Origin of the sequence: Streptomyces sp. MS19 (assembly GCF_047200595.1) — a bacterium.
Classification (GTDB): Bacteria; Actinomycetota; Actinomycetes; order Streptomycetales; family Streptomycetaceae; genus Streptomyces.
On the sequence record NZ_JBJZOH010000001.1, the window covers coordinates 139277 to 159565 of the forward strand.

Genomic DNA, 20289 nt, shown 5'->3' on the forward strand with positions numbered 1-20289 from the left:
CGCGGCGTCATGTCCACCATCGAGGAGCCCGACAGCGCCCCGCCCCCCACAGCCGCCAGGACCGGCCTGCCGCGCGTCCGGCCCGGCGACCAGACACGCCTGCTCACCCGGCTGCTGCTGCCCGCGTTCGCCGAGGGGCTGATCCGGCGGCGGCCCCGGGCGATGGCCTGGGCCGCGCGCGTCCAGGCCGACAGCGACGCCGTCGCGACGGTGCGCGACCTGCGCGAACGGTACGGCCCCGGGCCGCTCCAGCTCTCCCCCGCCGGGCGGTCCGTCGCGCTCGTGCTCGACCCGGACGACCTCGCGCGCATGCTGCGCGAGACGCCCGAGCCGTTCACGCCGGGCGCGTGGGAGAAGCGGCGGGCGCTGGACCAGTTCCAGCCGCACGGGTCGCTGATCACGCGCGGGCCGCGCCGGGAGCCCAGGCGGCGGATCAACGAGCTGGCGCTGGAGATGGACCGCCCGCTCCACGACCTCGCGCCCGCGATCACGGAGCGCGTACGCGCCGAGGCGTCCGCCGTCGCCGGGGTGGCCACCGCGTCGGGCGCGCTGTCCTGGGACGACTTCGCCGCGGGGTGGTGGCGCTCGGTGCGCCGCGTCGTGCTCGGCGACGCGGCGGCGGACGACGCCGGCCTGACGGACCGGCTCGCGAGGCTGCGCTCGGCCGGCAACTGGTCGTTCCTGCTGCCGCGCCGCCGCCGCGCCCGCGAGGACTTCCTCGCCCGGCTGGAGGAGCGGGTGCGCGCCGCCGGGGACGACACCCTGGCCGGCAGGCTCCCGGACACCGAGGAGGCGGCCGGGCAGGTGCCGCACTGGCTGTTCGCGTACGACGCGGCCGGTGCCGCGACGCTGCGGACCCTCGCGCTGCTGGCCGGCCACCCCGAGCACGCCGCCAGGGCCCGCACCGAGGCCGAGGAGGGCGACCCGGCGGGGCCGCGCACGCTGCCGTACCTGCGGGCGTGCGTCCTGGAGGCGCTGCGGCTGTGGCCGACGACGCCGGTGCTGCTGCGGGAGAGCACGGAGCCGACCACGTGGCACGGCACCGTGATCCCGGCCGGGACGGTCTTCGCCGCGTTCGCGCCGTACTTCCACCGCGCGGACCCGGCCGGGTCGTACGGTGACGCGTTCGAGCCGGAGATCTGGCTCGACGGGCGCGCCGAGCGGAACCCGGCGCTCGTCCCGTTCAGCGGCGGGCCCGGCAAGTGCCCGGGTGAGGACGTTGTGCTGCTCACCGCGAGCACCTGGCTGGCCGCGCTGCTTGAGGGGCGGGAGTACGCGGTGACGTCCGGGGTGCGGCCGGTGGCGGGCGAGCCGGTGCCCGCCACGATCGACCACTTCGGGCTCGGCTTCGCGGTCGCCGCCGACTGACCCGCGCCCGTCAGGCTCCGGTGACGGGCAGGACCAGCTCGTCCCCCTCCGCCGTCACCGGGGCCGCGTAACCGTCAGGGCCGGCCAGGACCACGTGCCACGGGCCGGGCGCGCCGTCCGCCCGCACCGTCACCGTGCCGCCGTCGCGGCGGGTGCGGAAGACGGCGGGCGGCGCGCCGTCCGGGCGCGGGACGCGGGTGACCGTCTCCGTCCCCTCGGCGCCCGGGTGGACGCGCAGGGTGACGCCGTCGGCCCAGTCGTACGCGGGCCGGTCGTCCGTGGCGCCGAAGGGGACGACGGACCCCGGCCTGGCCAGCAGCGGGAGGCTGTCGTAGCCGAAGCGCTCGCGCCGCCAGCCGGGGCCCTCGACGCGCGCGCCGGTCAGCAGGTGCGTCCACGTGTCCGCCGGGACGTAGTACTCGGCCGTCCCGTCCTCGCGGAAGACGGGCGCGACGAGCAAGTCGCCGCCGAGCATGTACTGCCGGTCGAGCGGGTGGCAGCCCGGGTCGTCGGGGAATTCCAGCAGCATCGCGCGCATCACCGGCGTGCCCTCCTCGGCCGCCTGCTGGGCGGCGCGGAAGAGGTACGGCATGAGGCGGTGCTTGAGCCGCGTGAAGTCGCGGGTGACGGCGACGGCCTCCTCGTCGTAGTCCCACGGCACGCGGTAGGAGCTGCTGCCGTGCAGCCTGCTGTGCGACGACAGCAGGCCGAACTGCGCCCAGCGCTTGAAGACGGCGGGCGACGGCGTTCCCTCGAAGCCGCCGATGTCGTGGCTCCAGAAGCCGAAGCCGGACAGGCCCAGCGAGAGGCCGCCGCGCAGCGACTCGGCCATGGCGTCGAACGTGGACTCGCAGTCGCCGCCCCAGTGCACGGGGAACTGCTGCCCGCCCGCCGTCGCCGAGCGGGCGAACAGCACGGCGTCGCCCTCGCCGCGCGCCTCGGTGAGCACGTCGAAGACGGTCTGGTTGTACAGCTGCGTGTAGTAGTTGTGCATGCGCTCGGGGTCCGAGCCGTCGTGCCAGACGACGTCGGTGGGGACGCGTTCGCCGAAGTCGGTCTTGAAGCAGTCCACGCCCTGGGCGGTCAGTCCGCGCAGCTTCCCGGCGAACCAGGCGCGCGCGTCCGGGTTGGTGAAGTCCACCAGCGCCATGCCCGCCTGCCACATGTCCCACTGCCAGACGCCGCCGTCCGGCCTGCGCACGAGGTAGCCGGCCTGGCGCGCCTCCTCGAACAGGGCTGATTTCTGGGCGATGTACGGGTTGATCCACACGCAGACACGCAGCCCCTGCTCGTCCTTGAGGCGGCGCAGCATGCCCTCCGGGTCGGGGAAGACGTCGGGGTCCCACGTGAAGTCGCACCACTGGTAGGCGCGCATCCAGAAGCAGTCGAAGTGGAAGACGCTGAGGGGGATGTCGCGTTCGGCCATGCCGCGGACGAAGCGGGTGACCGTCGCCTCGTCGTAGTCGGTGGTGAACGAGGTGGACAGCCACAGGCCGAACGACCAGGCGGGCGGCAGCGCGGGGCGGCCGGTCAGCGCGGTGTAGCGGTCCAGGATCTCCTTGGGAGTCGGGCCGTGGATGACGAGGTACTCGACGGACTGGCCCTCGACGCTGAACTGCACCTGGCCGACCGTCTCGGAGCCGACCTCGAAGGAGACGGCGCCGGGGTGGTTGACGAAGACGCCGTAGCCACGGTTGGTGAGGTAGAACGGCACGTTCTTGTAGGCCTGTTCGCTGGCCGTGCCGCCGTCGGCCTGCCAGATGTCCACGGACTGGCCGTTCTTCGTGAACGGGGTGAAGCGCTCGCCGAGCCCGTAGACGAGTTCGCCGACGCCGAGGGACAGGCCGCCGACCGAGAAGTGCCGTCCGTCGTCGGTGGTGACCCAGCCGGTGCCGCGGCGGCGGGTGGAGACGAGGGGGCTGCCGCCGGCGGAGAAGTCGAGCGCCCAGGGCTCTGCCGTGTCGACGCGCAACGTGAGGCCGCCGCTGGTGAGTTCGAGGGCCGTGCCGTCGCGGCGGGTGGCGGGTCGGTGCGCCGGATCGGCGGCAAGTGCGAACGACGGGCCGTGGTCCACGCCGCCCGCGTGGTGGGTGGAGCGCACCCCGATGACGCCCTCCGCCGGGGAGAAGCACTCGACGGTGATCAGGGGTTGGTTCAGCGTGCCGCCGCGGCGCGTCACGGGGGTGGGCGTGGCGTACAGGGTGAGGCGGTCCTCCTCGACCCGGGCGTCCGCCACCTGCCGCGCGAACGACGCCCGCAGCCCATCGCGCATGAGCCAGTAGCCATCGGTGAACTTCACGGTGTTCGTGTCTCCTCGGTGGCGCCGCCGCGGGGGCGGCGGCGCCGGTGGTGCGGGTGGGGTGGTGCGGGCGCGCCGGTCACTCTCCGCCGGTGCGGCCGCGGTGGTCGGCGATCAGGTCGCGGAACCAGCGGTAGCTGTCCTTGGGGAGGCGCTCCTGCGTGTCGTAGTCCACGCGGACGATGCCGAAGCGCTTGTCGTAGCCGAAGGCCCACTCGAAGTTGTCGAGCAGCGACCAGACGTAGTAGCCGCGGACGTCCACGCCCTGCGCGAGGGCGTCGGCGAGTGCGTGGAGGTGGCCGTGGAGGTACGCGACGCGGTCGGTGTCGTGGACCTGGCCGTCGGCGGCGACCGTGTCGTCCTCGGCCGACCCGTTCTCCGTGATGACCAGCGGGGGCATCGCCGGGTAGCGGCGCGTGAGGTCGGTCAGGAGGTCGGTGAAGGTGGACGGGACGACGGGCCAGCCCATCGCCGTGTGCCGGACGTCGTCGCGCCATGTCTCGGTGGCGCGGATGTCCACGGCGGTGCGGGTCGCCGGGTCGGGGTCGGTGTGGGGGGCGTCGGCGATGGTGATGGGGCGGTAGTAGTTGACGCCCGCGAAGTCGAGGGGGGTGCCGATGACGTCGAGGTCGCCGTCGTGCCGCCAGGCGGGGTCGGCGGCGAGTCCGCCCCAGGTGTCGGCCTCGTTGTCCGGGTAGTGCCCGGCGAAGAGGGGGTCGAGGAAGACGCGGTTGTGCAGCGTCTCGGCGCGGTCGGTGGCGGCGCGGTCGGCGGGGCTGCCGGTCGCGGGCAGGAGGCGGTCGGGGTTGAGGGTGATGCCGATCTCGCCGTCCGTGGTCTCGCGCAGGACGCGGGTGGCGAGGCCGTGCCCGAGCAGCAGGTGGTGGGCGACGGCGAGGGCCGCCGCGCCCTCGCGGGTGCCGGGCGCGTGGCGGCCGATGGCGTGGCCGACGAACGCGGTGCAGAACGGCTCGTTCAGCGTGATCCAGCGCGGTACGCGGTCGCCGAGGCGCGCGGCGACGTGGCCCGCGTACTCGGCGAACCGCTCCGCCGTCTCCCGTACGCGCCAGCCGCCCCGGTCCTCCAGGGCCTGCGGGAGGTCCCAGTGGTAGAGGGTCGCGGCGGGGGTGATCCCGGCGGCGAGCAGTTCGTCCACGAGCCGGTCGTAGAAGTCCAGGCCGCGCGGCTCGGGGGCGCCCGCGCCGGTGGGCTGGACGCGTGGCCAGGCGACGGAGAAGCGGTAGCTGTCCACGCCGAGGCCGCTCAGCAGCGCGACGTCCTCGCGGTAGCGGTGGTAGTGGTCGCAGGCGACGTCGCCGGAGCTGCCGCCGGCGACGCGGCCGGGCTCGGCGCAGTAGGTGTCCCAGATCGACGGGCCGCGCCCGTCCTCGCGGGCGGCGCCCTCGATCTGGTAGGCGGCCGTCGCGGCGCCGAAGAAGAAGCCCTCGGGGAATCGCGGGAACGAGGCGGTGGTGTCGCCAGGGGTCACGGTGCTGTTCATCCCTTGCTCGCGTGGACGGGTCACTTGACGGAGCCGCCGGCGATTCCGGCGGCGATGTACTTCTGCGCGACGACCAGCAGCACGGCGGCCGGGATCGCCGACAGCACGGCGGTCGCCATGACGGCCCCCCAGTCGCTGACGTGGGCGCCGATGAACTGGTAGATCCCGAGCGTCACCGGGCGGACGTCGTCGGTCGTGTTGAGGGTGAGGGCGAAGATGAAGTCGGCCCAGGCGAAGAGGAACGCGAACAGCCCGGACGTGATCAGGGCGTTGCGGCTCATCGGCAGGACGATCCGGACGAACGCGGTGAACCGGTTCGCGCCGTCCACCATCGCCGCCTCCACGACCTCCGCCGGTATGGACACCATGAAGGCCCTCAGCAGCACGATCGCGAACGGCAGCCCCAGCGACGCGTCGGCGAGGATCAGCCCCAGGTAGGAGTTGACCAGGCCGAGATCCGCGTACGCACTGTACAGCGCGTTCGCGACGACGATGCCGGGCACCATCTGCGTGATCAGCGTGCCGAAGACGATGCCCCGGCTGCCGCGCAGCCCGAAGTGCGCGAGGCCGTACGCCGCCGGGGCCGCCAGCGCCAGGCAGACGGCGACCGCGCCGAGCGCGACCACCAGGCTCGTGACGAGCGACCCGCCCTGGCTGTCCAGCGCGGCCGAGAAGTTGTCGAACGACGGCGAGGCCGGGAAGAGGTCGGTCGCCGCGATGCTGGTGTCCGGCTGGAGCGCGGTGGACACCATCCAGTACACCGGGAAGAGCATGACGGCCAGGACGAGCAGGGCGACGGCCGTGTTCACGCCGCCGCGCAGCCGGGCGCGGGTGGGGGTGCGGTTCATGTCGGCTCACTTCCCCCGGGCCGCGTCGGCTCGGTTGGCACGCAGGTAGAGCACCGCGAAGACGGCGCTGATGAGGATCAGGACGTTGCCGACGACCGCGCCCGCGCCGAAGTCGAGCCGCAGGAACGACAGCTGGTACGTCAGGGTGCCGAGCGTCTGCGTCGAGTCGGCGGGACCGCCGCCGGTCAGCGCCAGGACGAGGTCGAGGATTTTGATCGTGGACATGAAGCCGAGGACGAGCACGACCGTCACGACCGGCCGCAGCGTCGGCAGCGTGATGGAGCGGAACGTCCGCCACGGCCCGGCGCCGTCGAGCGACGCCGCCTCGTACAGCTCGCGCGGGATCTCCTGGAGGCCGCCGTAGAGGATCACCATGTTGAACGGGATGCCGATCCAGATGTTCACCAGGATCGCGGACAGCAGCGCGACGCTCGGGCTGCTCAGCCACGGCACGCCGTCCTGCGACAGGCCGACGGTCTGGAGGAAGCTGTTGAGGATGCCGTGGTCCTCGTCCATGATCCGCCGCCACACCACGGCGGACACGACCATCGGCACCAGCCAGGGCAGCAGCAGCACGGCGCGGATCACGCCGGAGAGGCGGAAGCGGCGCGAGAAGAACACAGCCAGGGCCAGGCCGAGGACGAACTGCCCCGCGAGCGAGCCGACGGTGAACAGGATCGTCTGCCACAGCGCGTCGCCGAACAGCTCGTCCTCCAGGACGTGCCGCCAGTTGTCGAGCCCGTTGAACGGCGCCTCGCCGGTGAAGTACGTGCGCGGCGTGAACGACTGGAAGCTCATCAGCACGTTCCGCACCAGCGGGTAGCCGAAGAACGCCAGCAGGTAGACGACGGCCGGGGCGACGAACAGCCAGGACCACAGCCGCCGCCCGGCCGCGCCGCCGCGACGGGAGCGGGTGCGGCGCGCGGGGGCGGGCGGGGCCTCGGCCGGGGTGGGGACGGTGGTGGTCATGGGTGTGCTCACTCCCCCGCCTCGGCCTGCCGCTGGGCGCGCCGCAGCGCGTCCTCGGGCGAGGACCTGCCGGTCAGTACGGACTGGAAGGCGCCGGACATGGCGTCCTGGACGACGGGCCAGCGCGTGCCGACCTCGGCGGTGCGGGAGCGGGCCGTCAGCACCAGGTCGGCGAACGCCGCCAGTTCCGGGTTGGCTTCCCGGTAGGCCGCGGAGGCATCGGCGCGCGTCGGGACGTTGTTGACGCGTTCGCCCCACGCGAGCTGGTTCTCCTGGGAGTTGAGGCAGTCGAGGACGCGGGCGGCGTTGTCCTCACGCTCGGGGTGGCCGTCGTTCTTGGGGATGGTCATCACGGTCCCGCCGATGGGCGGCACCGGGTCCTGCCCGGCCTCGGGCACCGGTATGGAGGCGACGGCCCAGTCCACGTCGGTCTGGGCGCTGAGCACCGGGACCTGCCAGGGCCCGTTGATCATCATGGCGGCGCGCCCGGCGACGAACTGGTCGTTGATGTCCTGCTGGTTCCAGTTGACGACGGAGCGCGAGGCGGACCCGTCGTCCACCAGGTCCTTCCACAGCTGGAGCGCGGAGGCGCCCGCCGCGTCGTCGAGCCGCGTCTCGTCGCCGCCCGCCGACCAGAAGAAGGGGAGGAACTGGTAGACGCCGTCCGCGTTCGGCGAGGCGCTGAACGCCATGCCGTACGTGTCGCCCTGCGTGAGGGCCGCGGCGGTGGAGCGCAACTCGTCCCAGGTGGTGGGCGGTTCGAGCCCGGCGTCGGCGAGCATGTCCACGTTGTAGACCAGCGCGAGCGAGTTCACGGACCTGGCGACGCCGTACTGCGTGCCGTCGAACGAGCCGAGCTGGTTCGCCGCGGCCGAGAACTCGCCCGTGTCCACGCCGAGGTCGGCGAGGGGCCGCAGCCCGTCCGTCCCGGCGAACTGCGGCAGCTCCGAGCCGTCCAGCTCCAGCACGTCGGGCAGCGAGTCGGACGACGCCATGCGCAGCGCCTTGGACGCCACCTGGTCTGCCGGGACGCTGATCTGCTCGACGCGCAGGCCGAGCGGCTCGGCGCAGCGGTCGAAGAAGTCCTGGTTGGCGTCGTGCTCGGCGGTGTCGGTCGCGGAGTTGAGGACGGTGACGGTGTCCGGGTCGGGTTCGGCCGCGCAGCCGGGCAGCCCGACCGCGGCCAGGGCCCCGGCCAGGGCCAGCGCGACGGGCGCGACGGTGCGCCCGGGTCTCGTTCGCATGGGGGTGGTTCTCCGTTTCGCGGCTCAGGAGGAGCGGGTCGGGGGTGTGACGGGGTGGCCCTCCGCCATCTGCGGGGTGAGCAGTTCCCCGGCGGAGCGCGGCGCGTCGCGGGTCTCACGTGCCGCGATGGCCTGGACGACGAGCTGGGCGACGGCCGCCGACATCCGCGCCACGGGCAGGTCGATGCGGGGCAGGGAACGGCTCTCCGCCTCGTCCGGCAGGCTGCCGACCGGCACCACGGCCAGGTCCTCCGGCACGCGCAGGCCGAGCGCGGCGATCTCGTCCAGCAGCGTCGGCAGGAGGATGAGGTGCTGGACGACCAGGGCGGTGGGCGCCGAGCCGGTCGTCAGGGCCCGCCGGAGCCGTTTGCGCAGCTCGTCGGGGTCGCCGCTGGACGGCGTGACGCGGATGTCCGCGCCGGTGGCGCGCGCGGCGCGGCGTGCGCCGGCCAGGCCGTGCAGGGCGTAGCCGCGCCGGGCGTCGATCTCGTGGTCCGCCGACGACCAGAAGAGGACGCGGTGGTGGCCCGCCGCGACGGCCTCGCCGAGCGCGAGGGCGACGGCGGCGTCCCAGTCGAGGTCCACCCAGGGCGGGCCGGTGTCGTCGTCGCTGTCCGCGTGGCCGAGCAGCGCGGTGGGGAAGCCGAGGTCGCGCAGGGCGGCGACGCGGGGGTCCCGTTCGCGCACCGCCATGAGGATCGCGCCGTCCGCCAGGCCGCTGGCGGCGATGCGGCGCAGCGGGGCGACGCCCTCGGAGTCGGTCATCAGCAGCACGTCGTAGCCGTGGCCGCGGGCGGCGTCCGCGATGTCGATGGCGAAGCGGCCGTCCATCGCGCGGTACTTCCCGGGCTCGCGGGGGACGGCGAGGACCAGGACCTCGCTGCGGGCGCTGCGGAGCGTACGGGCGCTGGCGCGGGGGTGGTAGCCCAGCTCGGCGATGGCCTCCTGGACGGCGCGGCGGGTCTCGTCGGAGATCTTCCGCGAGCCGCTGAGCACATAGGACACGGTGCTGGGCGCGACACCCGCGCGCTCCGCGACATCCTTGATCGTGGCCATCCCCGCTCCTTCGCGGTCGGTCCCGTGCTGCTTGTCGAATCGATTCGTCGAATCGATTCGATCGATGGACGGCATCGTAGGCACCCCGGGCCCCGCTGGCAATACCCCTAGGGTGGCGGGGGTGGGCGACCGAGGACGGGAGCGTGGCGTGCGTACGGTGATCGTGGGCGGAGGGGTCGCGGGGGCGGCGCTGGCGTGGCGGCTGGCCGGGGCGGGCGCGGCGGTGACCGTCGTGGAGGAGTCGCGGCGGGGCGCGGCGACGCTCGCGGGGGCGGGGATCGTCAAGGCGTCGGCGGCGATACGCCCGGCGCCGTACGCCGATCTCTTCGGCCGGGCGGTGGCGCACCACGGGCGGCTGATGGCGGAGCTGGCCGACGAGGGGGCGGGCGATCTCGGCCACCGGGCGGTGGGCGGCCTGTGGGTCAGCCTCGACCCGGCCGAACTCGACCGCGTCGAGGCGCTGTTGCGGGAGCGCCCGGAGGACGAGACGGGCACGGTGAGCCGGGTGGACGGCGCGGAGCTGCGGGAGTTGTTCCCCGTGCTGGCGCCGGATCTGGCCGGGCTGCACACGTCGCGCGGCGCGCGGGTGGACGGGCGGCTGCTGCGCGTCGCCCTGCTGACGGCGGCCGGGCGGCGCGGCGCGTCGGTCGTCACGGGCCGGGCGGAGCTGCGGCTGCGCGGCGGGCGGGCCGAGGCGCTGGTGGACGGGCTGGCGCTGCCGGCGGACGAGGTGGTCGTCGCGGCGGGCGCGTGGAGCGGGGAGCTGCTGCGCCCGTGCGGCATCGACCTCGGCGTCCGCCCGCAGCGGGGGCAGATCAGCCACCTGGGACTGCCGGGCACGGACACGTCGGCGTGGCCCGCCGTGTCGGCGGTGCGGGGGCACTACCTGCTGGCGTTCGACGACTCGCGGGTGGTGGCGGGCGCGACGCGGGAGGAGGGCACCGGCTTCGACGAGCGGGTGACGGCGGCCGGGCAGGCGGAGGTGCTGCGCGAGGCACTGGAGACCGCGCCGGGTCTGGCGGACGCGACACTGATCGAGACACGCGTCGGCTTCCGCCCCGTCTCACGCGACGGCCTCCCCCTGGCGGGCCGCCTCCCCGGCACCGCCAACCTGAGCACCCTGACCGGCTACGGCCCCTCGGGTCTGGCCCTGTCCCCCTGGCTCGCCGACCGCTGGGCAACGGCACTGCTGACGGGCGAGACACCGCCCGACCTGGAGTGCGTGTCCCCGCTGCGCCCGGACGCCGTAGAAGTAACGACGGCCTGACGAGACGAAGAGTCCCGTCACATGCGTTCGAGTGCGGCGATACCGAGGAGTGCGAGCCCTCTGGCGAGCGTCGAGCGAGTCAGGTCACACAGGGCAAGCCGGTTGTCGCGTACGTCCGTCGGCACATCGGCCTTGAGGACGGGGCAGGACTCGTAGAACGTCGTGAACGCCTTGGCCAGGGTGTAGAGGTAGTTGGCGAGCTGGTGAGGTTCGAGTGTCTGGGCGACCGCGACCAGCACAGCGCTGAACTCGTCCAGCACGAGTACGAGTTCGCGCTCTGCCGGAAGCAGCGCGAGATCGCGGTGGAAGGTCCCCCGGCCGTGCCCCGCCTCCTGTGCCCGGCGGAGGATCGACGCGATGCGGGTGTGCGTGTACTGGAGGTACACGCCCGTCTGGCCGTTGAAGCTGACCATGCGGGTGACGTCGAACGAGTAGTCCCTGGTGCGGGAGGTGGACAGCTCGGCGTACTTCACGGCGCCGATGCTCGCGGAGTGGGCGACGTTCTCCAGTTCTTCGGGACTCAGGTCCGGGTCCTTCTCCGCGATGACCTCGCGCGCACGTTCCAAAGCGTCGTCCAGGAGGTCGGCGAGGCGCACGGTTCCGCCCGCGCGGGTCTTGAACGGCCTGCCGTCCGGTCCGTTGATGGTGCCGTTCGCGGCATGCACCGCCTGCACGTCGTCGGCGAGCCAGCCGGCGCGCCGGGCGGCCTGGAAGACCATGTCGAAGTGCTGCGACTGCCGCGCGTCGACCACGTAGACGAGCCGGGTGCCGTCGAATGTCCGGATGCTGTGGCGGATCGTCGCCAGGTCGGTCGCCGCGTAGCCGAAGCCGCCGTCGCTCTTCTGCACCAGCATGGGCACGGGCTTGTCCTCCGGGCCGCGGATGTCGTCGAAGAAGACGACCTTGGCGCCCTCGCTGTCCTCCAGCACGCCCTTCTCGCGCAGCTCGTCCACGATCTCCTGGAGCCACGGGTTGTAAAACGACTCGCCCATGACGTCGTCCTGCGTCAGCAGCACGCCGAGGCGCTCGTAGATCCGCTGGAACGCCTTCTCGGACTCGGCGACGATCTCCTGCCAGGCGGCGACGGTCTCCTCGTCCCCGGTCTGGAGGGCGACGACACGGCGCTGGGCGCGTTCCTTGAAGGCCGCGTCGGCGTCGAACTCGCTGCGGGCCGTCCGGTACAGCGCGTCCAGGGCGGAGACGGCCCCGGCCGTCCCGGACGAGTCCACATCCCGGTCACGCCAGGCGGCTTCGGGGTGTTCGCGGAGGTACTGGATCAGCATCCCGAACTGCGTTCCCCAGTCGCCGACATGGTTCTGCCGGACGACGCGGGCGCCGAGGAAGCCGAGGACGCGGGCGAGGGCGTCACCGATCAGCGTGGAGCGCAGGTGGCCGACGTGCATCTCCTTGGCCACGTTGGGTCCCGAGTAGTCGATGACCGCCGTTTCGGCGGCCTGGGACCGCGGCACCCCCAGCCGGTCGTCGTTCGCCCGGGTGGTGAGGCGGTCGAGCAGCGCGGTGTCCGACAGCGTGATGTTGAGGAAGCCAGGACCGGAGACCTCGACGGCCTCGATCCACTCCACATCGGTGAGCTGATCGCGCAACGTCCCGGCGAGTTCGCGAGGGTTGCTCTTCATGCGCTTGGCGAGGGAGAGCGCGACGTTGGCCTGGTAGTCCGCGTGCTCGGACCTTCGGATCAGCGGGTCCGCCGCGGAGGCCTCGGGGGGAAGAACCGCTTCCATGGCCGCTCGGACGGCGGCCTCCACATCGCTCGCCAGGGGCCGTACCTGCTCCACCATTCCCGCTTCCGCTCCCGTTCGGTTCGGCGCTCGTCGCGCGAGACCGCGTGCCGGGGCCGGGTGGCTGCACCCGCCCGGCCCTGGCCTGTGCGCTGAGAGTCTGTCAGAACACACGAGGTGACCAAGAAGGCTTTTCCGTCGGCCTCCCCAACTCGCCGGGGTGGCCGTGGAGGTGGCGGACGGGCTCGCCGTGGAGTGCACTCAGGGCTGTGGTGATCCGCCACAGCGTGTACGGGGCCACGACGTCGGGGAGGTGGGCGACGGGGCACCACTGGTAGCCGGAGAGTTCGTCCGGCGGCAGGGTCAGCGCCGTCTCCCTCGGGACAAGGCCGCCGTCGAAGACCAGGTTGACGCCCTCGGTGGCGGTCCCGCTCGCGGGCATCTGGTGTACGGCGAGGACCCGTTGCGGCATGATGTCGAGCCCCGTCTCCTCCCGCACCTCCCGCGTGCAGGCGGTCGGCAGGGGCTCTCCCGGCCGGGCGCAGCCGCCCGGCAGACCGAACCGTTCCGGCCCCGACTTGTACGCCTTCTCCACCAGCAGCACGTCACCGAACTCGTCCGTGATCAGTGCCAGCGCGCCGAGCCGTCGCGGCGGGGGGGCGGTGAAGTCGCTCTCGCGGTGCATGTGTCCTTCTTTCCGTGTACGGGCCTTCTCTTCGGCCGTCAGCGAGGCGATCAGGCCGGTCAGCGCGCGCTCGACGTGGGCGGGGTCGGGCGGGTCCTTGTCCAGGGCTCCGGCATCCTCACCGAGCGCGACGAGCGCTCGCCGGTACAGCCGCCACCACCGCCGATCCACCGCGAACAGCGCCCGCCGCGCCGCCTCGGGCGGGCCCAGCTCCACCACCCGTACGCCCAGGCCGGCCACCGCTCCCACCAGCCCCGCCACCACGGCCTGCCCGACCACTCGACGTCCCACGACGCCCCCTCTCCCGTTGGAACCCGTTCCCCGGCGACGCACCGCCGGGGAACGGGAGACCGCGTGCCCGGTATGGCGGGCTCCTCGGTGTCGGCATCGACCAGCCGCAGCCACCGGCGGCCGAGCACCGTACGCGTACGCCGGTGGCGCCCCTGCGGGCGCGCCCAGACGATCCCGGGCGGACAGTCCGGCGCCACATACAGGCCGTCCCCGGCCGGTCCGGTGGCCGCGACCTCCGCGTAGTCGGCGACGGCGCTGTGCAGACGCTCGACACACCGCCCGCAGGCATACAGCGGCGCCTCACCCGGCGGAGACCCCACCGAGACCGTCCCGAGCCGGACGACGAGCGCCACCCGGTGCCCGCACCAGAACCAACACGGCCCCACCAGCCACTCGTTGCCGTCACCCGGCACGGCGAACGGCTCCCCGGTCATGCCTCGCCCTCCCCGGACTCCCGCAACACCCGTACCAGCCACAGGAACAGACCGAACAGCGCCAGCAGGACGCCCCCACCCACCACGGCCGAAACACCGAGAACCGTCCCCGCCCACCGCCAGGCCGACATCAGGCCACCGCCCGCTCGACCGGCTCCGCCGGGTCCAGGTCCACCGCGAACCACATCGTCTTGCGGTCCGCACCGGGCTCACAGCCGAAGCCCTGACACATCGCGCGGAGCATCCACAGACCGCGCCCGGACACGGCGTTCCACGTGGGCTCGGCGAACTTCGGCACACACGGCGACCGGTCCTCCACCAGGACCCTCACCCGCGCACCGTCCAGCACCACCGACAACCGGCACAGCGGATCGTCCACATGCCGCACCACGTTGGACAGCAACTCGGAGACACCCAGCCGCGTTACCTCAACAGCAGCATCCGACGCCCCCCAGGACCGCAGCACCAACGCCACAGTTCTCCGCCACGTCTCGATCCCTTGGGCACAAGCAGCCATGTCCCAGGTGAAGGAGGGGCTCAGCTTTCCGGCGAATCGGTTCGGACCTGTCATCGCATCTCCCGCTGTCTGTCGTCAGCCAGTCAACGGCTGGACCGTGCCCACCGGCAGGGGCCAGAGCAGCACAATGCGTTTATCGCGTTTAACCCTCCGCTGCGATCACTCGCTAAGCTGGCCGCGCCGAAGAACGTCGGGGAGAGACGATGGACCAGGGGGAGAAGAACCCCAACACCGCATTGAAGGCGCTCCTCGCTGCGGGCGGAGTGACGTACGAAGCGTTGGCTTCCTGTGTTCGTGTGACTGCGGCTCAGTCCGGGAAAACACTGCGGACAAACCGGAGCGCAGTCGCACACTGGATCGCCGGGACAGCACCCGCCCCCGCGACCGTACCCTTTGTCGTCGAGGCATTGTGCCGACTACTCGGACGTCCGGTGGGCGCGGAGGAGATCGGGCTGGCTCCGCAATCGGCGGACGACCTTCTGAGCTGGGATGGCGATACGCTGGCGATGATGGGCGAGTTGGGAAGGCGGGACTTGGACGTGGAGCGTCGACAGGCTCTCGCAGCCGCCGCCTATTCTCTGCAAGCCCTGGCGCTGCCCGGCGAACGCTGGTGGGCGCATCGTTCCGACGAGTCGGCACGCCGTTCAGCGGCGAGCGGCCGGCGTGTCGGGCGTGGAGATCTGGAGGCCGTCCGGGAGATGGTCGCGGCCTTCTCAAGGATCGATCAACGGCATGGTGGCGGTCACGCCCGCACGGCGGTGGTGCAATATCTCATCACCGACGTCTCCACCTACCTCAACGGTCGCTTCATCGATGACCAGGTCCGCAGCGACATGTTCTCCGCCGCGAGCGAGTTGGCCTATCTGGCCGGTTGGACGGCGTTCGACAACTTCGAGCATGCCGTGGCCCAGCGGTACTTCGTCACCGCCCTGAAACTCGCGGCGGAAGCGAACAATCCGCCGACAGCCGGTCACGCGCTTCGCGGGATGGCCTACCAGGCGGTCGACATGGGCCACGGCGCGGAGGCCGTGAACCTGATCGAGGCAGCCATGGAAGGCAAGCGGTACTCACTGGCCAGCCCACGCGAACGAGCCATGTTCGGCGCGCAGTTGGCTCGAAGTCAAGCTGCGGCCGGGCGACACAGGGCCGCAGCCGCTGCGCTGGTCCGCGCTGAGGAGGATCTTGCCGCCGATCAGTCGGGTGCCTACGAACCCGACCGACTCTTCATCTTCGGCGAGGCGGACCTCACGTATCAACGGGCCTATGCGCTCAAATACTGCGGAGACCTGTCCGGTGCCGCGCGCGAGTTCCGCAAAAGCGTGCGTGCCCGCAATTCGACAGCATTCGCCCGCGTGCACGCGGTGACCTTGGGCGAGTTGGGTTCGCTCCAGGTCAGGCAGGGGGCCATCGAGGAAGCGTGCACCACATGGTCGCGTGCGCTCGATGTCGTGGACGGTATCCACTCGGCCCGTACACGCAAAGTGGTGCAGGACATGCGGCAGGCGCTGTCCCCACTGCGCCGCCGTGGCATCGCCGCCGTGACGCGGCTTGATCGTGCGGCTGCCCACTATCTGCGTGGGGCAGCGTAAAAGCAACTATCTGGAGATCGCATGGCAGACGAGTTCACCGTCGTACCGGTCGCCCATGTCGTCGGCGGGCGGGCTGAACCCACCGACGACTTCTGGGGTGGAAGCCGCGCGATCATCCGGGTAGACGCAGACCGTTTCACCGAAGGCTCGGTCATGGGGCTTGAGGACTTCTCCCACCTGGAGGTCGTCTTCCGCTTCCACCTCACCGACCCGACCGACCTGCACCCCGAACCCCGGCGTCCGCGCGACAATCCGGACTGGCCCCTCGGCGGCATCTTCGCCCACCGGAACATGCGGCGCCTCAACTGGCTCGGCGTCTCCCGATGTCGGCTGATCGGCATCGACGGACTGGACCTCCACGTCGAAGACCTCGACGCCGTGGACGGCACACCGGTGCTCGACATCAAGCCCTGGTTCGCCGAAACGGGCCCTCGGGGCGAGGTGCGCCAGCCCGCCTGGCCCACCGAGATGCTCGCCGACTACTACGCCTCGCCACCGACGGATTAGGGCGACGGCCCTATGACGACTCAGCGTTCCAGCGCATCTGGAACGCCGCGCTGGACGAGCAGGCGTCGAAGCGTCTGCTCGCTGAAATGGCAGGGAGCTATGAAAAAGATTGACCCACACAACGTGCAGTGGTCCAAGTCAAGCTACAGCAACGGGAACGGGGACTGCGTCGAGGTCGCCGACCTCGGCTCCTCAATCGGTGTGCGCGACAGCAAGCGGCCAGGCAGCGCCATGCTGACTCCCCCCCTCAACGGGTGGTCCGCGTTCGTCACGAGCGTGGTGGACGGAACGCTGATCAAGTAGGTCCCCGGCCCCGGCGCCCCGTACAGAGCCGGTGCACTCCCGGGAGCCGGGGCCCGACCCGCCCGTGCGCGCAAGAACCGTTCCTCCCGCGTCCGCGCTTTCGCCCACGGGCGGCGGGATCTGGCCCGCCCGGGGCGGCCTTGACCTCAACGAGACTTGAACTCCTAGCCTGCCGGGGTATCGACCGACCGACGTCCCGGAGAGACCCGATGATCCTCGTGACAGGCGCCACCGGCAACATAGGCCGCCCCCTGCTGGCGAAGCTGCGCGCGTCCGGCACCTGCGGGCCCGTCAGGGCACTCACCCGCGACGCCTCGCGCGACGCGTTCCCGCCCGGCACCGAGGCCGTGGAGGGCGACCTCACCGACCCGGCCTCCCTGGAGCGCGCACTCGACGGCGTCCGGTCCCTCTTCCTCCTCGGCGGCACGGGCGCGGAGACCGGCCTGCTCGACGCCGCCCGCCGCGCCGGCGTGGAGCACGCGGTCCTCGTCTCCTCGATCACCGTCCTGACCCACCCTCACCTCAACCCCGCCCGCCGCAACCTCGCCACCGAGCGGCACCTGCGGGACAGCGGCCTCGAATGGACGATCCTGCGACCCACGCAGTTCGCCTCCAACACCCTCTGGTGGGCCGACGCCATCCGCGCCCGCCGCGCCGTCCGCGTCCCGTACGCCGACACCGGCCTACCCACCATCCACCCCGCCGACATCGCCTCGGTGGCCCACGCGGCACTCACCGCCCCCGGCCATCGGGGGAGCACGTACGCCCTGACCGGACCGGAGCGGATCAGCCCGCGGCAGCAGGTGGAGGCCATCGCCGCCGCGCTGGGGCGGCCGGTGGGCGTCACTCCGGTGACGAGGGAAGAGGCCCACCGGGACATGTCCGCGTTCCTGGGCGATGAGGTGGCCGCCGCCGTGCTCGACCTGACGGGCGGGGACGTCAACGCGGAGCTGCGCGCGGTGCGCGACACGGTGGAACGGGTCACCGGCGCGCCCGCCACCCCGTTCGCCCGCTGGGCCGAGGAGAACGCCGCCGCCTTCCGCTGAGCACTTCCACGCCACGCGCCGCCACCCCACCCGGCGGCGCGCGGCACCGCACGTGCGGCCGCCACCGAGGCGGACGACGCCGTCGCCCTCGTCGTCCATCTCTCGTTGCTTGAGAACTCGGAGGACGAGCCGACCGCCTGCGCGCCGAATTGCGCTGTCCGCACGCGGACGTCCTCAAGGAGACAACGACGGCCGGCCCGGCGTCGCACGGGACTACGATCAGCGCATGGATGACTACGCGCCCTTGAAGGGGCTCAAGAAACTTGGGCCTTGGCAGGCCGTGCCGATCAGCGCCGCCGATGGGCAGATGGCCGTTCTCGCCCGGCGGGTGGAAGGCTCAGGGGAACGCATCGCCCTGGTGGACGAGGACGACCGGATCGTCGCCGTCGTGGTGAGTCTGCCGGAACTGGAAGACCTGGAAGACCATCTCGCCGTCGCACAGAATGAGTTGGACCGGCGCGACGGCAAGGGGTCGATCTCCGGCGAAGAGATGATCGCGAAGCTGAAGGGGCTCGGATGAGCCGGGCGAAGGTCACCTTCACGCCTGCGGCGGACCGTGCGCTTGCCCGCTTGTACAAGGCCGACCCGAAGGGCGTCGATCAGGTCATGGACAGCATCAACCTGCTGCTTCGAGACCCGCAACCCGCAGGCGTGTGCCCCTGGGGCAGCGATAAGTTCCGCATGCACGTCGGTGCCTACCGGGTGCTCTACCAGGTCATCAGCAGGAAACCGGTGGTGATCGACATCGAACACGTCGGCAGGAGCAACAAGCCCTGACAGCTTGCTGTGTTGAGCCGGGGGACACCGCGGCGCCCGGGTGGTGGTCAGCGTAGTTCGCCGAGTGTGGTGAGTTGTGCTGTCAGGTGGGGTGGGACTGGGTGGCGGCGGTGCAGTGCTGTGGGGAGGCGGCGTAGGAGGCCGGCCAAGGCTTGGGCTGCTGCGCGGTTGTGTGTTGCCTGGGCTGCCAGGAGTGCGGTGCGGCGGGCGGCTTCCGGGAGGGGGAGGCGCATCCAGTGGATCAGCAGGTCGTTGCGGCGGTGCAGTGCCCAGCGGCGGGGGGCGATGGCGCGGTGGGGGGAAGGCGCGTGGCGGGCGGTGATGTCCGCCGTGTAGGCGACGCCCCAGCCGTGGGCGGCGAGATCGAGGGCCAGGAGTGTTTCCTCGCCGCCGAAGAAGAGCAGGTCGTCGAAGCCCCCGGCGGCGGTGAACGCGTCGCGGCGGACGATCGCCGCGCAGGCCGGGAAGCCGAGGACGGCGGGGCCCGGCAGGTCGTCCGGGGTGCCGAGTGGCGCGGTGGCCATCTTCTCGGAGACGTGGTCGGCGGTCGTGCCCTCGCCGAGCAGGATGCGGCCGACCAGCAGGCCCACTGTCGGGTGGCCGGAGAAGACTTCCGCGGCCCGGGTGAGCGCGCCGGGTTCCCACCAGGAGTCGTCGTCGCTGAACGCGATGTACGGCGTGTCCGTCAGGCGCGCCCCGGCGTTGCGGGCGCAGGCTCCGTGGTTGCGGGCGAGCGAGACCAGCCGTACGGCGGGGAAGCGCGCGGCGACGGCGGCCGGGGTGCCGTCGCGCGAGCCGTTGTCCACCACGACGACGGGCGGGCGGTCGGGAAGCGCGGTGAGCCGCTCCAGTGTGCGGAGCAGCTCGTCCCGGCGGTCGCGCGTCGCGATCACGACGCTGACTTCTGCCATGCGCGCCTCCCTTCCATGCCCGCCCGCCGGAGGCTCAGAGCCGGCTGCCGCCGGTCGCGTTCATCACCTCTGCCGTGATGTAGCTCGCCTCGCGCGACGCCAGGAACACGTACGCGGGCGCCATCTCGGCCGGCTGCGCGGCACGCCCGAGGGGCGTCTGCGCGCCGAACTCGCCGGTGTCCGGCATCGTCGCGGGGATCAGCGGCGTCCAGACCGGCCCTGGCGCGACCGCGTTCACGCGGACGCCGTCGCCCGCGAGGTGCGCGGCGAGGCCCTTCGTGAAGGTGACGATGGCGCCCTTCGTCATCGCGTAGTCCAGCAGGTGCGGGCTCGGCTGGAACGCCTGCACCGACGTGGTGTTGATGACCGAGGCGCCCTTGCGCAGGTGCGGGACGAGCGCCTTCGTCAGCCAGAACATGCCGTACAGGTTCGTCCGCATCACGCGGTCGAACTGGTCCGTCGTGATGCCGGAGATGCTGTCGGGCTGGGCCATCTGGTAGGCCGCGTTGTTGACGAGGATGTCGAGCCCGCCGAACTCCTCCACCGCCCGTTCGGCGAGCCGCGCGCACTGCGCCTCGTCCCGCAGGTCGGCGGCGACGGAGACCGCGCGGCGCCCGCTGTCGGTCACGAGGCGGCAGGTCTCCGCCGCCTCCTTCTCCTCCTCGGGGAGGTGGCTGACCAGGACGTCCGCGCCCTCCCGGGCGAAGGCCAGCGCCACGGCCCGGCCGATGCCCGAGTCCCCGCCGGTGACGAGGGCGTGCAGGTCGCGGAGCCTGCCGCTGCCCTCGTACGAGTCCTCCCCGTGGTCGGGGCGCGGCGACATCTCCTCGGTGTCGCCCGGCGGTCGCTGCTCCTGCCGCGGGTAGTCGGGGCGGGGGTGGGTGCGAGTGAGGTCCTGGCGCTGCTCGTCCTGCGTGCCCATGCCGGGCACCTCCGTT

The 20289-nt window shown here is 72.3% G+C and carries 20 protein-coding genes; 8 read left to right on the forward strand and 12 right to left on the reverse strand.

Annotated elements, in window-relative coordinates:
- Positions 1 to 9: 9 nt before the first annotated feature.
- A complete protein-coding gene (locus ACL02R_RS00610) occupies positions 10 to 1368 on the forward strand; it encodes a cytochrome P450 (protein ID WP_412794792.1) in 1359 nt (452 codons plus the stop codon).
- Positions 1369 to 1378: 10 nt separating this feature from the next.
- Here the strand turns inward: ACL02R_RS00610 and yicI are convergent, their stop codons facing one another.
- The 6 genes from yicI to ACL02R_RS00640 all read right to left on the reverse strand — a co-directional run bounded on the left by yicI (position 1379) and on the right by ACL02R_RS00640 (position 9285).
- Positions 1379 to 3667, reverse strand: a complete 2289-nt coding sequence (yicI, locus tag ACL02R_RS00615; RefSeq protein ID WP_412794793.1) for an alpha-xylosidase — start codon at positions 3665 to 3667, stop codon at positions 1379 to 1381.
- A 79-nt stretch (positions 3668 to 3746) separates the two neighbouring features.
- Positions 3747 to 5168, reverse strand: coding sequence for a GH1 family beta-glucosidase (locus ACL02R_RS00620; protein ID WP_412794794.1), 1422 nt, complete (start codon positions 5166 to 5168; stop codon positions 3747 to 3749).
- Between the two features lie 20 nt (positions 5169 to 5188).
- Positions 5189 to 6016 carry a carbohydrate ABC transporter permease gene (locus tag ACL02R_RS00625; RefSeq protein WP_412794795.1) on the reverse strand — a complete coding sequence of 276 codons (828 nt, stop codon included), beginning with the start codon at positions 6014 to 6016 and terminating at the stop codon, positions 5189 to 5191.
- 6 nt (positions 6017 to 6022) lie between these two features.
- Positions 6023 to 6985 (reverse strand): carbohydrate ABC transporter permease, encoded by a 963-nt coding sequence (locus tag ACL02R_RS00630; RefSeq protein ID WP_412794796.1) that lies wholly within the window; start codon positions 6983 to 6985, stop codon positions 6023 to 6025.
- A gap of 8 nt (positions 6986 to 6993) precedes the next feature.
- Entirely contained in the window at positions 6994 to 8229 is a 1236-nt protein-coding gene (locus tag ACL02R_RS00635) for an ABC transporter substrate-binding protein (protein WP_412794797.1), read from the reverse strand.
- A 24-nt stretch (positions 8230 to 8253) separates the two neighbouring features.
- Complete coding sequence (locus ACL02R_RS00640) at positions 8254 to 9285, reverse strand: LacI family DNA-binding transcriptional regulator (RefSeq protein ID WP_412794798.1); 1032 nt, start codon at positions 9283 to 9285, stop codon at positions 8254 to 8256.
- A 148-nt stretch (positions 9286 to 9433) separates the two neighbouring features.
- Here ACL02R_RS00640 and ACL02R_RS00645 point away from each other — a divergent pair, with 148 nt between their 5' ends.
- Positions 9434 to 10552, forward strand: coding sequence for an NAD(P)/FAD-dependent oxidoreductase (locus ACL02R_RS00645; RefSeq protein WP_412794799.1), 1119 nt, complete (start codon positions 9434 to 9436; stop codon positions 10550 to 10552).
- A 17-nt stretch (positions 10553 to 10569) separates the two neighbouring features.
- Here ACL02R_RS00645 and argS read toward each other — a convergent pair whose 3' ends face one another.
- The 4 genes from argS to ACL02R_RS00665 all read right to left on the reverse strand — a co-directional run bounded on the left by argS (position 10570) and on the right by ACL02R_RS00665 (position 14272).
- A complete protein-coding gene (gene argS, locus ACL02R_RS00650; RefSeq protein WP_412795155.1) occupies positions 10570 to 12348 on the reverse strand; it encodes an arginine--tRNA ligase in 1779 nt (592 codons plus the stop codon).
- Between the two features lie 106 nt (positions 12349 to 12454).
- On the reverse strand, positions 12455 to 13267 hold the full coding sequence (locus ACL02R_RS00655; protein WP_412794800.1) for an NUDIX domain-containing protein: 813 nt from the start codon (positions 13265 to 13267) through the stop codon (positions 12455 to 12457).
- Positions 13268 to 13697: 430 nt separating this feature from the next.
- Positions 13698 to 13832 carry a hypothetical protein gene (locus tag ACL02R_RS00660; protein ID WP_412794801.1) on the reverse strand — a complete coding sequence of 45 codons (135 nt, stop codon included), beginning with the start codon at positions 13830 to 13832 and terminating at the stop codon, positions 13698 to 13700.
- Positions 13832 to 14272, reverse strand: coding sequence for an ATP-binding protein (locus ACL02R_RS00665; protein ID WP_412794802.1), 441 nt, complete (start codon positions 14270 to 14272; stop codon positions 13832 to 13834). Before ACL02R_RS00665 ends, ACL02R_RS00660 begins: the two co-directional genes overlap by 1 nt.
- Before the next feature lie 149 nt (positions 14273 to 14421).
- On the opposite strand from ACL02R_RS00665, the gene ACL02R_RS00670 reads away from it, so the two are divergent.
- From ACL02R_RS00670 to ACL02R_RS00695, 6 genes are all read left to right on the forward strand, one after another.
- Complete coding sequence (locus ACL02R_RS00670; protein ID WP_412794803.1) at positions 14422 to 15807, forward strand: Tat pathway signal protein; 1386 nt, start codon at positions 14422 to 14424, stop codon at positions 15805 to 15807.
- A gap of 21 nt (positions 15808 to 15828) precedes the next feature.
- Positions 15829 to 16314, forward strand: coding sequence for an SAM-dependent methyltransferase (locus tag ACL02R_RS00675; protein ID WP_412794804.1), 486 nt, complete (start codon positions 15829 to 15831; stop codon positions 16312 to 16314).
- 99 nt (positions 16315 to 16413) lie between these two features.
- Entirely contained in the window at positions 16414 to 16617 is a 204-nt protein-coding gene (locus tag ACL02R_RS00680) for a DUF397 domain-containing protein (RefSeq protein WP_412794805.1), read from the forward strand.
- 209 nt (positions 16618 to 16826) lie between these two features.
- On the forward strand, positions 16827 to 17663 hold the full coding sequence (locus tag ACL02R_RS00685; RefSeq protein WP_412794806.1) for an NAD(P)H-binding protein: 837 nt from the start codon (positions 16827 to 16829) through the stop codon (positions 17661 to 17663).
- Between the two features lie 226 nt (positions 17664 to 17889).
- On the forward strand, positions 17890 to 18183 hold the full coding sequence (locus ACL02R_RS00690; protein ID WP_412794807.1) for a hypothetical protein: 294 nt from the start codon (positions 17890 to 17892) through the stop codon (positions 18181 to 18183).
- Positions 18180 to 18440, forward strand: coding sequence for a type II toxin-antitoxin system RelE family toxin (locus tag ACL02R_RS00695; protein WP_412794808.1), 261 nt, complete (start codon positions 18180 to 18182; stop codon positions 18438 to 18440). The genes ACL02R_RS00690 and ACL02R_RS00695 overlap by 4 nt, the downstream gene beginning before the upstream one ends.
- Before the next feature lie 47 nt (positions 18441 to 18487).
- Here the strand turns inward: ACL02R_RS00695 and ACL02R_RS00700 are convergent, their stop codons facing one another.
- Both ACL02R_RS00700 and ACL02R_RS00705 read right to left on the reverse strand, forming a co-directional pair.
- Complete coding sequence (locus ACL02R_RS00700) at positions 18488 to 19351, reverse strand: glycosyltransferase family 2 protein (RefSeq protein WP_412794809.1); 864 nt, start codon at positions 19349 to 19351, stop codon at positions 18488 to 18490.
- Positions 19352 to 19385: 34 nt separating this feature from the next.
- Positions 19386 to 20273: an SDR family oxidoreductase gene (locus ACL02R_RS00705; RefSeq protein WP_412794810.1), complete on the reverse strand. Its 888-nt coding sequence runs from the start codon at positions 20271 to 20273 to the stop codon at positions 19386 to 19388.
- Positions 20274 to 20289: the final 16 nt, after the last annotated feature.